Origin of the sequence: Streptomyces cyaneofuscatus, from assembly GCF_033109485.1 — a bacterium.
GTDB classification, from domain to species: domain Bacteria; phylum Actinomycetota; class Actinomycetes; order Streptomycetales; family Streptomycetaceae; genus Streptomyces; species Streptomyces cyaneofuscatus.
In genome coordinates, this window is record NZ_CP137002.1 from 5,500,845 (window position 1) to 5,515,679 (window position 14,835).

Annotated in this window: 11 protein-coding genes; 6 read left to right on the forward strand and 5 right to left on the reverse strand. The window is 71.7% G+C overall.

The window, feature by feature from the left end; genetic code table 11:
- Positions 1–4: 4 nt before the first annotated feature.
- The 3 genes from eccD to R2B67_RS24250 all read right to left on the reverse strand — a co-directional run bounded on the left by eccD (position 5) and on the right by R2B67_RS24250 (position 3,290).
- Positions 5–1,348 (reverse strand): type VII secretion integral membrane protein EccD, encoded by a 1,344-nt coding sequence (gene eccD, locus R2B67_RS24240; protein ID WP_317824949.1) that lies wholly within the window; start codon positions 1,346–1,348, stop codon positions 5–7.
- Between the two features lie 128 nt (positions 1,349–1,476).
- Positions 1,477–1,746 (reverse strand): hypothetical protein, encoded by a 270-nt coding sequence (locus tag R2B67_RS24245; RefSeq protein ID WP_018511286.1) that lies wholly within the window; start codon positions 1,744–1,746, stop codon positions 1,477–1,479.
- Between the two features lie 80 nt (positions 1,747–1,826).
- Entirely contained in the window at positions 1,827–3,290 is a 1,464-nt protein-coding gene (locus tag R2B67_RS24250; RefSeq protein ID WP_381074230.1) for a PucR family transcriptional regulator, read from the reverse strand.
- A gap of 149 nt (positions 3,291–3,439) precedes the next feature.
- On the opposite strand from R2B67_RS24250, the gene R2B67_RS24255 reads away from it, so the two are divergent.
- The 3 genes from R2B67_RS24255 (at position 3,440) to R2B67_RS24265 (ending at position 7,750) form a co-directional block, all read left to right on the forward strand.
- A complete protein-coding gene (locus tag R2B67_RS24255; protein WP_317821014.1) occupies positions 3,440–4,951 on the forward strand; it encodes a sodium:solute symporter family protein in 1,512 nt (503 codons plus the stop codon).
- A 130-nt stretch (positions 4,952–5,081) separates the two neighbouring features.
- Positions 5,082–6,071, forward strand: coding sequence for an agmatinase (gene speB / locus R2B67_RS24260; protein WP_317821016.1), 990 nt, complete (start codon positions 5,082–5,084; stop codon positions 6,069–6,071).
- Positions 6,068–7,750, forward strand: a complete 1,683-nt coding sequence (locus tag R2B67_RS24265) for a thiamine pyrophosphate-binding protein (protein ID WP_317821018.1) — start codon at positions 6,068–6,070, stop codon at positions 7,748–7,750. The genes speB and R2B67_RS24265 overlap by 4 nt, the downstream gene beginning before the upstream one ends.
- Before the next feature lie 61 nt (positions 7,751–7,811).
- On the opposite strand, the gene R2B67_RS24270 is transcribed toward R2B67_RS24265, so the two are convergent.
- A complete protein-coding gene (locus tag R2B67_RS24270; protein WP_317821019.1) occupies positions 7,812–8,246 on the reverse strand; it encodes a type II toxin-antitoxin system RelB family anti-toxin in 435 nt (144 codons plus the stop codon).
- On the reverse strand, positions 8,246–8,635 hold the full coding sequence (locus R2B67_RS24275; protein WP_317821021.1) for a type II toxin-antitoxin system RelE/ParE family toxin: 390 nt from the start codon (positions 8,633–8,635) through the stop codon (positions 8,246–8,248). Before R2B67_RS24275 ends, R2B67_RS24270 begins: the two co-directional genes overlap by 1 nt.
- A 214-nt stretch (positions 8,636–8,849) precedes the next feature.
- Between R2B67_RS24275 and R2B67_RS24280 the strand changes: the two genes are divergently transcribed.
- From R2B67_RS24280 to R2B67_RS24290, 3 genes are all read left to right on the forward strand, one after another.
- Positions 8,850–12,569 carry an ABC transporter ATP-binding protein gene (locus tag R2B67_RS24280; RefSeq protein ID WP_317821023.1) on the forward strand — a complete coding sequence of 1,240 codons (3,720 nt, stop codon included), beginning with the start codon at positions 8,850–8,852 and terminating at the stop codon, positions 12,567–12,569.
- A 164-nt stretch (positions 12,570–12,733) separates the two neighbouring features.
- The gene (locus R2B67_RS24285) at positions 12,734–13,102 is read left to right on the forward strand and encodes a hypothetical protein (protein ID WP_030563933.1); all 369 of its coding nucleotides are present in this window, start codon (positions 12,734–12,736) and stop codon (positions 13,100–13,102) included.
- 187 nt (positions 13,103–13,289) lie between these two features.
- Complete coding sequence (locus tag R2B67_RS24290) at positions 13,290–14,777, forward strand: S28 family serine protease (protein ID WP_317821025.1); 1,488 nt, start codon at positions 13,290–13,292, stop codon at positions 14,775–14,777.
- The last annotated feature ends 58 nt before the right edge of the window (positions 14,778–14,835 follow it).

Here is a 14,835-nt window from a genome sequence, read left to right on the forward strand (position 1 = left end):
CATGTCAGAACTTGTTGAGCAACTGGCCGTACATGCCGAACACACCGATCGCGAGCGGGAACAGCCCCACCATGCCGATGGACTCGACCAGATCGGCGGTGCGCCGCAGCCGCACCCGTACATGCTCGGGAGGCTCCACCGACAGGGCCAGCAGAGGCAGCAGCGCCGCCACTGCGAGCAGGAGCACGGGACCCGAGCCCCCGGACGCCTGCTCCATCCACAGCATGACGAGCCGCACGACGAGGACCGCAGCAGCCGCGAACAGGGCCACCACCTCGGCCACCAGCGGGAACGCGCGGGCCCTCGACAGAAGGACCACCGCGACCACCGAGGGCAGCAGCACCGTCCACACGGTCGGCCGCGCGGACAGGGTGAGCAGCCAGCCCGCCGCCGTCGCCGAGACCGCGGTGACCACCGTCGCGAGGGCGAGACCGCGATGGGTGGCGGCCAGTGCGTTGGATACGTCGTGGCGGCTGACCGACACCCCGCCCGACCGCCGGTCGTCGAGCGCGGTGAGCCCCGACGCCATCAGCGCGAGCCGGGGCAGCATGCCCAGCAGCACCACGGAGAACACCGCCATCACGGCGCCCAGCCGGGCCGGGTCCGACTCCACCGCGGCGACGGCCTCCCACACCGCGGTGACGGCGGCCGTGGCCCCGGCTCCGATGAGGCCGCCACGGCCCAGCGGGGAGAAGAACCCGAGCAGCAACAGGGCCAGGATCACCGCTGCCGCCACCGCCGCCAGCCGGGCCGGGCCCGACCAGTCGTAGGCGTCGGCGGCGGTCCACGCCGTGAGAACGCCGAGGCCACCCGAGACGAACAGCAGCGCGGTCGCCAGCCCGCGGTTGCCCGCCCCGATCCGGGCGCAGAGCGCGCCCCCCACGAGGAGGACGGCGGTGACGGCGGCCAGCGCCCCGGCCAGGGTGTCCAGCGGGAATTCGCGCCGGGCCAGCAGCGCGGCGACCACCGAGAACGCCACGGTCGACGCCCCCGCGGCGACCCTGCGCGCGGCCGGACGCCAGCGCCAGGCCTGCAGATCGAGGGTGTCGGCCACCTGGTCGGTGACGTCGTGCACCACCGGGGCGGGCGGAGCGGCGTGGATCCTGACGAGCCGGAGTACGGCACCGTCGCTGATGCCGGCCGAGGCCAGGGTGCTGTCGTGCGGAAGGGCCGAGCCGTCGGAGGTGAGCAACTGCCTGGTCAGTGGCCGCGAGGCTGCCCGGTCGTCCAGCAACTGCAGGATGTCCGGGAGTAGTTGGCCTATAGGTGTGTCGGACGGCAGCACGATGTCGGCCCGGCGCCGCTCGCCGACCAGGGTCACCCGGCTCAGTTCCGAGCGGGACGTCATTGCTGTGCTCACCACTTACGGAAACCTATCATCGTGATTTTCCGAGCTTTCGGGCCAATTGACCAATAAGGAACTGTGCGCTCTTTCCTATCTTCTCCTCGATAGGGAATGCGGAGCGGTGCTCACCACTAATGCGGCGGCTGCTCGTACTGCTGAGCCTGCCGCTGCTGTTGCTTCTGCTGCTCGGCCTTCTGCTTGTCCAGGGTGTGCTGGAGGAAGGACCACCCCACGCACCCCGCACACAGCACGGCCGTGATCGCGATCCCCGCGAAAACCTTGCCGAGCCGCTCGTCCGCCGTCCGCCGTGCGCGCTCCACGCCGAACAGCAGGGCGTCCCGCATCCGGCGCCGGCGTACCCCCACGGACTCCAGCAGCTGGCTGTCGTAATCCCTTGCCATGCGATCCCCCTTTGCCACTGCAACATAAGGCATGGCCGGGCGGGCCGTACACCTCAGGGCCCCTTCTCCGCGCCGGGCCGCTATTCCCGCCGCAGCGCGAACCACAACTCCGTCCGTACGTCCATGTCGTTCAGGTCCACGTCCAGCAACTCCGCGCACCTGCCGATGCGTTGGCGGACGGTGTTGCGGTGCACGGACAGGGCCACCGCCGTGCGGTCCCAGCTGCCGTGCAGGGAGAGCCAGCAGCGCAGGGTGTCGGCCAGGGGCGGGGTGAGCGGGGCGAGGAGGGTGCGGGCGTGGACGGCCGCCTGGTCGGGGGGGATCAGGGCGGCCAGGCCGGTGACCGGGGCGTCCACCTTGAGCGGGGTGCGGGTGGCCTCTGCGTGGGCCAGGGCGCGGGCCGCCTGGGTGTCGGCGGCGGCCAGGGCCGCGAGGGGGGTGGGGGCGGAGACGCCCAGGGTCCAGCCGGGGTGCGGGGGCGCCTCGCTCGCGGTCGCCGGGAGCAGGACTCGTACCGTCTCGTCGTCGTCCTCCCGGCCCACGTCCACCAGCGCCGAGCCCAGCGACGCCCCCAGCGCCCCCGCCGTCAGGGCGTCCGGCGCCGTGCCGTCGCTGCGGCGGGCGTGGATCACCGTCCAGGGGCCGTCGGGGCCCAGCAGCGGGGCCACCTCGGCGGGCATCGCGCCGAGCAGCAGCCGTACCAGGGCCGCCGAGCGGTCCGCCGCGTCCGCGCCCTGGTGGGGGGCGGCCAGGAGGGAGAGCAGGACCACCGCGATCCCGGCCACCGTGTGGTCGCCCGGCTCCCGGCGGTGGGTCGCCAGGGAGAGGACGAGGCCCTCGCCGCCGCCCAGCGCGTACGCCGCCAGGTGCGTGTCGCCGTGGGTGTCCGTAGCCGAGGCAGGGGAGCCGGGGCGTTCGCGGGCCACCACACGGGCCAGCCGCGTCAGCGCTGCCGCCGCCTCCGGATGCGGGCGGCGGCCCGCCGCGTGGACCTCCTCGCCGCGCGCCGTCAGCAGCACCGCCCGGCCGCTCAGCTGCGTGGCGAGCTGGTGGAGGACCGCCGGTACGGGGTCGGGGCGGGCCGCCGCCGTCGCCAGGGCCTGCTGGGCCCGGGTCACCCGGCGCAGCTCCCGGTGGCGGGCCTCCGCCATCAGCCGCCACACCGCCCGCGCGATCGTCGTGAACGGCGTCTCCGGCGGCACCTCCAGCAGCGGCAGCCCGTACCGGTCGCACGCCTCGACGAGGGCCTCCGGGACCGCCTCGTACACCGGCCGGACGCCGAAACCCAGCGCCGCCGCGCCCGCCTCCACCAGCCGCGCCACATAGTGGTCCGGGTCCGTCAGCAGCACCCCGGCGCTCAGCAGCAGCTCACCGCCGAGGAGGTACGGGTAGGGGTCGGCCATCTCCGACGTGTGCACCCAGAGGAGGTCGGCGTCGGCCGGGCCCGCGATCCGGCGCAGGCCCAGGTCCTCCCGGGCCAGGAGTTCGGTGAGCGGGATGGGCGGGGCGGGAGGCTGCGGTGCGGTCGCAGGCGGTGTCGGCATGGAGGGTTCGTCCATTCGCGGCGGTGAGAGTGGAGGAAACGTACACTTCAACGCCGCCTTTCGGCCACCTACCGTCTTCCTCGCACCTGCACCACCTGCACCACCGCACCACCCGCACTGCACCTGTTGCGCGAGACGGAGGGAAGCCCATGGCTGTCGACTACGCCGTGATCGTCGTCTACCTGGCCGGCATGCTCGCCATGGGCTGGTGGGGCATGCGCCGCGCCAAGTCCAAGAGTGAGTTCCTGGTCGCCGGGCGCCGCCTCGGGCCCTGGATGTACTCCGGCACCATGGCCGCCATCGTCCTCGGCGGCGCGTCCACCATCGGCGGCGTCGGGCTCGGCTACAAATACGGGCTCTCCGGGGCCTGGATGGTTCTCACCATCGGCCTCGGGCTCCTCGCGCTCTCCATCTTCTTCTCCGCGCGGATCGCCCGGCTGAAGGTCTACACCGTCTCCGAGATGCTCGACCTGCGCTACGGCGGACGGGCCGGGATCATCTCCGGCGTCGTCATGTGGGCGTACACCCTGATGCTCGCCGTCACCTCGACCATCGCGTACGCCACCATCTTCGACGTCCTCTTCGACGTGAACCGCACCGTCGCCATCGTCCTCGGCGGCACCATCGTCGTCGCGTACTCGACGCTCGGCGGCATGTGGTCGATCACGTTGACGGACATGGTCCAGTTCGTCGTCAAGACCATCGGCGTGCTGCTGCTCCTGCTGCCCATCGCCGTCGTCAAGGCGGGCGGCTTCAGCGAGATGAAGGCGCAGCTGCCGACCGAGTACTTCGACCCGCTCGGCATCGGCGGCGAGACGATCTTCACGTACGTCCTGATCTACACCTTCGGCATGCTCATCGGGCAGGACATCTGGCAGCGCGTGTTCACCGCGCGCAGCGACAGCACGGCGCGGTGGGGCGGGACGGTGGCGGGGACGTACTGCCTCGTGTACGCCATCGCCGGAGCCGTCATCGGGACCGCGGCCAAGGTGATGTACCCGAACCTGGCGAGCGCGGATGCCGCGTTCGCGACGATCGTGAAGGACGAGCTGCCGATGGGGGTGCGGGGGCTGGTGCTCGCCGCGGCCCTGGCCGCCGTGATGTCGACCTCGTCGGGCGCGCTGATCGCCTGCGCGACCGTTGCCAACAACGACATCTGGTCGCGGTTGCGGGGGGCCGTGGTGCGGGACGGCGGGAGTGGCGAGCCGCATGACGAGGTCAAGGGGAACCGGGCGTTCATCCTCATCATGGGGATCGCGGTCATCCTGATCGCCATCGCGCTGAACGATGTGGTCGAGGCGTTGACCGTCGCGTACAACCTGCTGGTCGGCGGGCTGCTCGTGCCGATCCTGGGCGGGCTGCTGTGGCGGCGCGGGACGGCGGCGGGGGCGCTGGCTGCGGTGTGCGTGGGGGGTGTCGCGGTGATCGGGCTGATGGCGGTGTACGGGATCCTCGCCAACCAGCCGATCTACTACGGGCTGCTGTCGTCGCTGGCCGTGTACGTGGTGGTGTCGCTGGCCACGCCGCCTACGGATGCGGCCGTGCTGGCCGCTTGGCGCGAGCGCCTGGCGGGCAACCCAGCCCGTCCGGCGTTTGAGGACGGAACCCTCGCGCCGGATCCGGCCGAGACCACCGATGTCGTCAATCGCCGGACCGGCTGAGATCGGCCGAGCTCAAAGATGTCCTCAATCGCCGGACGGGCTGGGTTTGGCCGGACGGGCTGGATTGCCCGCACACTTGACACCGTACGAAACCCGTACGAATCCTGAAAACGAAAGGCACTGCACCCCCATGAGCAGCAACGAATCGCCGCGCGGCCCCGTCGACTCCTCCCGCGTCCCGCGGTACGCCGGGCCCGCGACGTTCGCCCGGCTGCCCCGGCTCGACGAGGTCGGGCGGGCCGACGTCGCCGTCGTCGGCGTCCCCTTCGACAGCGGGGTCTCCTACCGCCCCGGCGCCCGCTTCGGCGGCAACGCCATCCGTGAGGCCTCCCGGCTGCTGCGCCCCTACAACCCGGCCCAGGACGCATCCCCGTTCGCCCTCGCCCAGGTCGCGGACGCCGGGGACATCGCGGCGAACCCGTTCAACATCAACGAGGCCGTGGAGACCGTCGAGGCGGCCGCCGACGACCTGCTGGACACCGGCGCCCGCCTGATGACCCTCGGCGGCGACCACACCATCGCCCTGCCCCTCCTGCGCTCCGTCGCCAAGAAGCACGGGCCCGTCGCCCTGCTCCACTTCGACGCGCACCTGGACACCTGGGACACCTACTTCGGCGCCGAGTACACCCACGGCACCCCCTTCCGCCGGGCTGTCGAGGAAGGCATCCTCGACACCTCCGCCCTCTCCCACGTCGGCACCCGCGGCCCCCTCTACGGCAAGCAGGACCTCACCGACGACGAGAAGATGGGCTTCGGCATCGTCACCTCCGCCGACGTCATGCGGCGCGGCGTCGACGAGATCGCCGACCAGCTGCGCCAGCGCATCGGGGACCGCCCGCTCTACATCTCCATCGACATCGACGTCCTGGACCCGGCGCACGCCCCCGGCACCGGCACCCCCGAGGCCGGCGGGCTCACCTCGCGCGAGCTGCTGGAGATCCTGCGCGGGCTCTCCTCCTGCCACCTGGTCTCCGCCGACCTGGTCGAGGTGGCGCCCGCGTACGACCACGCCGAGATCACCTCCGTGGCCGCCTCCCACACCGCGTACGAGCTGACAACGATCATGTCCCGTCAGATCGCCGCCCAGAGGGACGCCAAGGACACCGGGGAAGCCAAGTGAGCCACGACCACGACGACCGGCCGCAGCTCACCGCAGCCCAGGCCGCCGCCGTCCTGACCCCGCCGCCCGGCCGCAACGGCGGTGACCTCGTCGTCGAGTCCCTCCAGGGGCTCGGCGCGACCACCGTCTTCGGGCTGCCCGGCCAGCACGCGCTCGGCATGTTCGACGCGCTGCGCCGGTCCTCCCTCCGGTACGTCGGACTCCGCGTCGAGAACAACGCCGGGTTCGCCGCCGACGCGTACGGCCGGATCACGGGTGAGGTGGCGCCGCTCCTCCTCTCCACCGGGCCCGGCGCATTGACCTCGCTCGCCGCGCTCCAGGAGGCGGCCGCCGCCTCCGCGCCCGTCCTCGCGATCTCCAGCCAGATCCCGACGGCGGGGCTCGACGGCGGGCGCCACGGGTATCTGCACGAGCTGCGCGACCAGCAGGCCTCCGTCCGCGACATCGTGAAGTCCGTGCACACCGTGCGGGCCGCCTCGCAGATCCCGTCCGCGATCGCCGCCGCCTGGGAGTCCGCGCTGACCGCCCCCCACGGGCCGGTCTGGGTGGAGATCCCGCAGGACGTGCTGCTGGCCGAGACCACGCTCCCGGTCGTCAGCGCCATGGACGCCACCCCGCGCGAGCTCTACCCGCGCCCCGAGCTGACCATCGCCGCCGCCCACCTGCTGTCGAACGCCGAGCGGCCCGTGATCATCGCGGGCGGCGGAGTCGTACGCTCCGACGCCTCCGGCAAGCTGCGCGCGCTGGCGGAGCGGATCGACGCCCCCGTCGTCACCACCTTCGGCGGCAAGGGCGCCTTCCCCTGGGAGCACCCGCTCTCGCTCCGCTCCTGGCTGGAGGACCGGCACACCACCGACTTCCTGGAGGACGCGGACGTCCTGCTCGTCGTCGGCTCCGGGCTCGGCGAGCTCTCCTCGAACTACCACACCTTCCGCCCGCGCGGCCGGGTGATCCAGATCGAGGCGGACGCCGGAAAGCTGGAGTCCAACCACCCCGCCCTCGGCATCCACTCCGACGCCCGCGAGGCGCTGGCCGAGCTGCTGGAGACCGTGGAGCGGCGCGAGGACGCGGGGGCGGCGGAGCGCGTACGTACGGTGCTGGAGAAGGTACGGGTCCGGATCGACGCCCAGGAGCTCACCCTGGAGCAGCAGGTCCTCGACGCCGTACGCCAGGCGCTGCCGGACGCGTCACCCAGCTTCTGGGACATGACGATCCTGGCCTACTGGGCCTGGTCCGCGTTCGACGCGCGGCGCCCCAACACCATGCACTCCGCCCAGGGTGCGGGTGGCCTCGGCTACGGCTTCCCGGCGGCCATCGGCGCCGCCTCCGCCGACCCGACCACCCCGGTGCTCGCGGTCTCCGGCGACGGCGGGGCGATGTACTCCATCGCGGAGCTGGCCACCGCGCGCCAGTACGACCTGCCGCTGACGTGGCTGATCGTGGACGACGGGGGCTACGGCATCCTGCGCGAGTACATGACGGGCGCCTTCGGCGAGGCCACGGGCACCGAGCTGTCCCGCCCGGACTTCGTCGCGCTGGCCGAGTCCTTCGGCGTGCCCGCCGTCCGTACGACTCCGGAGTCGCTCGCCGCGGACCTGGGCAAGGCCCTGGCCGAGCCCGGACCGTCCGTGGTCGTGCTCCCGGCCCTGCTGCGGATGTTCGAGCCGACGCATCTGTAGGCCGGGCTGGGGAGGGACCGCCCGGCTGCGGGTTCAGCTCCCTCAGCCCGTGGCCACTCCCTCAGCCCGTGGCCGCCGTCCTCTCCGCCGCCCTCTCCGCGCTCGCGTCCGCCTCCGCCTCGGGGGCGGACGCGTGTTCCGTGGCGGTCTCCTCCGGTGTGGTTCCGTCCAGGTCGGTGAACGTCACGCGGATACTGCTCCCGAACAGCTCCATTCGGAACACCGCCTCCATGGCACGGGCGAGCCGTGCCAGCAGGGGCACGGTGGGGACCGTGCCGCCGAGCTCCAGCTTCGAGACCTGCGGCTGCGTCATACCGGCGCGCCGGGCCAGCTCGCTCTGCGAGAGGCCGAGGGCGACCCGCCGGTCGTACACGGCCTGTCCGAGGTCGAACGCGAGAGAGATTTCCTCGCGGCGCCGCTCCACCTCGGGGTCCTCGGCGATCCCCTGGGCGACCTTCTCGTCGCGGGCGAGCTTCCAGCGTGCGTGGCTGACCATTACCGCTTCTCCTTCTCCTCGTCGGCTGTGCGCGTGTACACATCGTGAGCCGGTGGGTGCTCGGTCTGGCAGAGCACCTTTGCGCGCTTGGCGCGGGCGACCTCGGCCGTCTCCCGCCGCCGGGTCTTGCGGAAGACGGTAAGCAGAACGATCCGGCGATCCGGCGCGAGCCAATAGGGAATCCGGGTCGCGACCCCTTGCCGGCCAAGGCTGAACCGCAGCTCGCGGACGCCGTCGCCGAGGTGCCGGGAGTACGGCTCTCCGAGCGTCGTGCGGCGCTCCCGCAGCAGCTCGGCTACGTGCTCGACCACCAGGAAGTCGTTGTACGGCAGGTTCATCAGCCATAGCCGGACCTCGGGTTCGATCTCGATCACATAAGGCGTATCCATATATCAAAACGTATAGATGCTCCAGTGTATGCCGCCCGGCTTCGCTGCGCAGTCACTCGAAGGGGTGATCCCCTCTCGGTGGTTGTCGTGGTCTCGGTGCGCCCCCCCTGTCTCGGTGCGCCTCCCTTTGTTGCGGAGGGATGAAATCCGCTCCCTGCCGTGTTGGTGCCTTCCGGAAGATCGGATCGGACGGCTCGGAAGCAGGAGGCAACGCGTGACGGGCGCAGAGCAACAGGGGTGGGGCCGACGGCTGACCGGGTACGCGTGGCGGTACCGGCGCAACGTCGTGCTCGCGCTCGGCTCCTCGCTCGCCGGGATGGCCGTCATGGCGCTCGTCCCGCTGATCACCAAGGTGATCATCGACGACGTCGTCACCGACCACACCCGCTCGCTCGCGCTCTGGACCGGCCTCCTCATCGGCGCCGCCGTCCTCGTCTACATCGCCACCTACATCCGCCGCTACTACGGCGGCCGACTCGCCCTGGACGTCCAGCACGATCTCCGTACGGACATGTACACGACGATCACAAAGCTGGACGGCAAGCGGCAGGACGAGCTCTCCACCGGGCAGGTCGTCGGCCGGGCCACCAGCGACCTCCAGCTCATCCAGGGGCTGCTGTTCATGCTCCCGATGACCATCGGGAACGTCCTGCTCTTCCTCATGTCCCTGGTGATCATGGCGTGGCTCTCCCTGCCGCTCACCCTCGTCGCCCTCGCCGTCGCCCCCGCCCTCTGGGCCATCGCCCGCCGCTCCCGTAAGCGCCTCTTCCCCGCCACCTGGTACGCCCAGGGCCAGGCCGCCGCCGTCGCCGGGGTCGTCGACGGGGCCGTCTCCGGGGTCCGGGTCGTCAAGGGGTTCGGCCAGGAGGAGCAGGAGACCGGCAAGCTCCGCGAGGTCAGCCGGCGGCTCTTCGCCGGGCGGCTGCGCACCATCCGGCTGAACTCCCGCTACACCCCCGCCCTCCAGGCCGTGCCCGCGCTCGGCCAGGTCGCCATGCTCGCCCTCGGCGGCTGGCTGGCCACCCGGGGCGAGATCACCCTCGGCACGTTCGTCGCCTTCTCCACGTACCTCGCCCAGCTCGTCGGCCCGGTCCGGATGCTCGCCATGGTCCTCACCGTCGGCCAGCAGGCCCGCGCCGGCGTCGAACGTGTCCTGGAGCTGATCGACACCGAGCCCTCCATGACGGACGGTACGAAGGAGCTGCCCGCCGACGCCCCGGCAGGCATCGAGTTCGATGATGTGCGGTTCGGATACGACGAGGAGCGGCCCGTCCTCGACGGGTTCTCGCTCACCGTCGAACCCGGCGAGACCCTCGCCATCGTCGGCGCCTCCGGCAGCGGCAAGTCCACCGTCTCGCTCCTGCTGCCCCGCTTCTACGACGTCTCCCACGGCGCCGTCCTCATCGGCGGCCACGACGTCCGCGAGCTGACCCAGGCGTCCCTGCGCGCCGCCATCGGGCTCGTCCCCGAGGACAGCTTCCTCTTCTCCGACACCGTCCGCTCCAACATCGCCTACGGCTTCCCCGACGCCACCCAGGAGCAGATCGAGCAGGCCGCCCGCGCCGCCCAGGCCCACGGCTTCATCTCCGCGCTGCCCGACGGGTACGACACCACCGTCGGCGAGCACGGCCTGACCCTCTCCGGCGGCCAGCGCCAGCGCGTCGCCCTCGCCCGCGCCATCCTCACCGACCCCCGCCTCCTCCTCCTGGACGACGCCACGTCCGCCGTCGACGCCCGCGTCGAGCACGAGATCCATGAGGCGCTGAAACAGGTCATGGAGGGCCGCACCACCCTCCTCATCGCCCACCGCCGCTCCACCCTCCAGCTCGCCGACCGCATCGCCGTCCTCGACGGCGGCAAGCTCGCCGCGATCGGCACCCACGCGGAGCTGGAGCGCACCTCCCCGCTCTACCGCCGCCTGCTCACCGACCCCGACGAGCTCGGCGGTACGTCCCCGGGCCACCGGCCGGTGCACGCCGAAGCGGACCCCGACGGCGACCGCTCCCTCCAGAAGGAGCTGGACGCCGAGTTCGACGCCGAGCGCGGCATCACGCCCGAGCTGTGGATCCGCAAGGAGGAGGACCGGGACGCCTCGGTCGCCGGCATGCCCGCGAGCCCCGAGCTGCTCGCCCAGGTCGAGGCCCTGCCGCCCGCCACGGACACCCCGCAGGTCGACGAGGCGAACGCCGTACGTCCCGAGGAGTCCTACGGGCTGCGCCGGCTGCTGCGCGGATTCGGTGGGGCTCTCCTCCTCGCCCTCTCGCTCGTCGCCGTCGACGCCGGGATGGGCCTGCTGCTGCCGGTCCTGATCCGGTACGGCATCGACGAGGGCGTCAGCCAGGTGGCGATGGGCGCGGTGTGGGCGGCCTCCGCGATCGGCCTGGCCGTCGTGCTCGTCCAGTGGGCGGCCCAGACCGGCGAGATCCGGATGACCGGCCGGACCGGCGAGCGGGTCCTGTACTCGCTCCGCCTCAAGATCTTCGCCCAGCTCCAGCGGCTCGGCCTCGACTACTACGAGCGCGAGCTGACCGGCCGGATCATGACCCGGATGACCACGGACGTGGACGCGCTCTCCACGTTCCTCCAGACCGGCCTGGTCACCGCGTTCGTCTCGGTCGTCACCTTCTTCGGCATCATGGTCGCCCTGCTGGTCCTGGACATCCAGCTCGCCCTGGTCGTCTTCGCGACGCTGCCCGTGCTGATCATCGGCACGTTCTTCTTCCGCCGCAGCAGCGTCAAGGCGTACGAACTGGCCCGCGAGCGCATCAGCGGGGTCAACGCCGACCTCCAGGAGTCCGTCTCGGGTCTCCGTATCGTCCAGGCCTTCGGCCGCGAGCACGACGGCGCCGCCCGCTACGCCGAGCGCAGCGACAGCTACCGCCAGGCCCGGGTCCGCGGCCAGTGGCTGATCTCCATCTACTTCCCGTTCGTCCAGCTCCTCGCCTCGGTCGCCGCGGCCGCCGTGATCATCGTCGGCGCGGGCCGGGTCGACAACGGCACGCTGACCGTCGGCGCCCTGGTCGCCTACCTCCTCTACATCGAGCTGTTCTTCGCCCCCGTCCAGCAGCTCTCCCAGGTCTTCGACGGCTACCAGCAGGCCACCGTCTCCCTCGGCCGCATCCAGGAGCTGCTGCGCGAGCCCACCTCCACCGCCGACCCGGACGAACCGCTGGACGTGCTCTCCCTGCGCGGCGAGATCGCGTTCGAGGACGTCTCCTTCGCGTACGGAGACGAGGAGGAGGCCCTCACCGGCGTCGACCTGCGCATCCCGGCCGGACAGACGGTCGCCTTCGTCGGCGAGACCGGCGCGGGCAAGTCGACCCTGGTCAAGCTGGTCGCCCGGTTCTACGACCCCACCGGCGGGCGCGTCACCGCCGACGGCACCGATCTGCGCCGGCTCGACATGACCGCCTACCGCCACCGCCTCGGCGTCGTCCCCCAGGAGGCGTACCTCTTCCCCGGCACGGTCCGCGACGCCATCGCCTACGGGCTGCCCGACGCCACCGACGCCCGGGTGGAGGCCGCCGCCCGCGCGGTCGGCGCGCACGACATGATCGCCACCCTGGAGGACGGCTACCTCCACGAGGTCGCCGAGCGCGGCCGTAACCTCTCCGCCGGGCAGCGCCAGCTCATCGCACTCGCCCGCGCCGAGCTCGTCGACCCGGACATCCTGCTCCTGGACGAGGCCACCGCCGCCCTGGACCTCGCCAGCGAGGCCCTGGTCAACCAGGCCACCGACCGGCTCACCGGCCGCCGCACCACCCTGGTGGTCGCGCACCGCCTGACCACCGCCGCCCGCGCCGACCGGGTCGTGGTGATGGACCAGGGCCGCGTCGCCGAGGACGGCACGCACGACGAGCTGCTGGCCCGGGACGGGCGGTACGCCCGGCTGTGGCGCACGTTCATAGGGGAGGACGAGCCGGCGGGCGTCTGAACCGGCCTTCGGACCCGCCCGTGCAACCTCCCGGCGGTCTGCTGCGTCGTAGCCAGGGACGCTCAGGTGCGTACGGATGTCAGGTGGGGGCGAAAGTGTTCGACAGGGCGGCGGAAACCAGGGGACCGCGGCGACGGCCCCGGCGCGAGGTCGCACGCGAAGGGGTGGCGGCGCGCCTCCTCGTCGTGCCGCTGCTGGCCGGCCTCGTCCTCCTCATCGGTGCCCCGACGACGGCGGCCCAGGCCGCACCCGGCTGCTCCGGCCGCCCCGCGAAGACCATCACGTTCGCGACGGGGGAGCTGCGCGTCTACAAGAGCCGGGCCCACGCGTGTGCCGTCACCGTCGCCAAGAAGCCGGGCAAGCGGCGGACGATGAGCGTCACGCTCCAGCCGCGCGGCGGACGCGTGGTCAAGGACAGCGGCTCGTTCACGCAGATGGCCGGTCCGGTGACGGTGAACGCCCTCAACCGCTGCGTCCGGGCCACCGGGGCGGTCGCCGGGCGGTCGGCTGCCACCGGCTGGATCCTGTGCTGAGCGTCCGGTAGGAGCCCGCAGACCCCTGTCGTCGGGCCCCGTAGGGCCCCCGTAGGCCCCTGTCGGTCCCCGTCGGACTCCGCGTAAGGGAAACGTGTGGGAGCAAGACACACCCAACCGGGTCTGGCGCCGGGTGCGTTGACCTCGCTAGGTTCACGGCGACTGTTGTGAATCAAGGGGAGGGTGCATGCGCAAGGCGCTCACAGGGGTTCTGTCGCTCGCGGTGCTCATCGGCACGGTGGGAGCGGCGGGGGCCTCTGCCGGTGCGGCCACCGCCGCGGAACCGGACGCGAAGCAGAACGGTTTCGCTGCCGTACAGGGCGGCGAGGCGAGCAACGAGGACATCAAGGACCGCATCCTGGCGATCCCGGGCATGAGCCTGATCGAGGAGAAGCCGTACGCGGGTTACCGCTACTTCGTCCTCAACTACACCCAGCCGGTCGACCACCGGCGCCCGTCCAAGGGAACGTTCCAGCAGCGGATCACCGTGCTGCACAAGGACACCGCCCGTCCGACGGTCTTCGCCACCAGCGGCTACAACGTCTCGACCAACCCGAGCCGCAGCGAGCCGACGCAGATCATCGACGGGAACCAGGTCTCCCTGGAGTATCGCTTCTTCACCCCGTCCCGCCCGGCGCCCGCCGACTGGTCCAAGCTCGACATCTGGCAGGCGGCCAGCGACCAGCACCGGGTGTTCACGGCGCTGAAGAAGATCTACGCGAAGAAGTGGCTGTCCACCGGCGGCTCCAAGGGCGGTATGACCGCAACGTACTTCGAGCGGTTCTACCCGAAGGACATGGACGGCGTCGTCGCGTACGTCGCGCCCAACGACGTCGTGGACCACGAGGACTCCGCGTACGACCGGTTCTTCCGGAACGTCGGGACCAAGGAGTGCCGCGACAAGCTGCAGGGGGTGCAGCGCGAGGCGCTGATCCGCCGGGCCCCGCTCCAGAAGAAGTTCAAGGAGTACGCCGCCGCCAACGGCCTCACCTTCAACACCCTCGGCTCGCTCGACCGGGCCTACGAGGCCGCCGTCATGGACTACGTCTGGGCGTTCTGGCAGTACAGCCTGCTCGCCGACTGCGCCGAGGTCCCGGCCGACGCCAAGAACGCCACCGACGAGACGATCTGGGACGCCGTCGACTCGATCTCCGGCTTCTCCTTCTACTCCGACCAGGACCTGGAGACGTACACCCCGTACTACTACCAGGCCGGCACCCAGCTCGGATCGCCGGACATCAAGCAGCCCTGGCTCGGCAACCTGAGCCGCTACGGCTACCAGGCGCCGCGCAACTTCGTGCCGCGTTCCATCCCCATGAAGTTCGACCGGGGTGCGATGCGGGACGTGGACAGCTGGGTCCGGAACAACGCCCACCAGATGCTGTACGTGTACGGCGAGAACGACCCGTGGGGCGCGGAGCCGTTCCACCTCAATCGCGGTGCCAAGGACAGTTACGTCTACACCGTGCCGGGCGGCAACCACGGCGCCCGGGTCTCCGGCCTGACGGAGGACCAGAGGGCGAAGGCCACCGCCGCGATCCAGCGCTGGGCGGGCGTCGCCCCGGCGGCCGTCCAGGCGGACCCGGCGAAGGCGAAGCCGCTGGCGAAGTTCGACACGAGGCTGGACCAGCTGAACGGCGAGATCGAGCGCGAAGAGGTCGTGCTGCGCCCGTAAGCAACACCCGTAACCGCTCGTGCCCGCCGGCTCCCCCTGCGTACGACGGGGGCCGGCG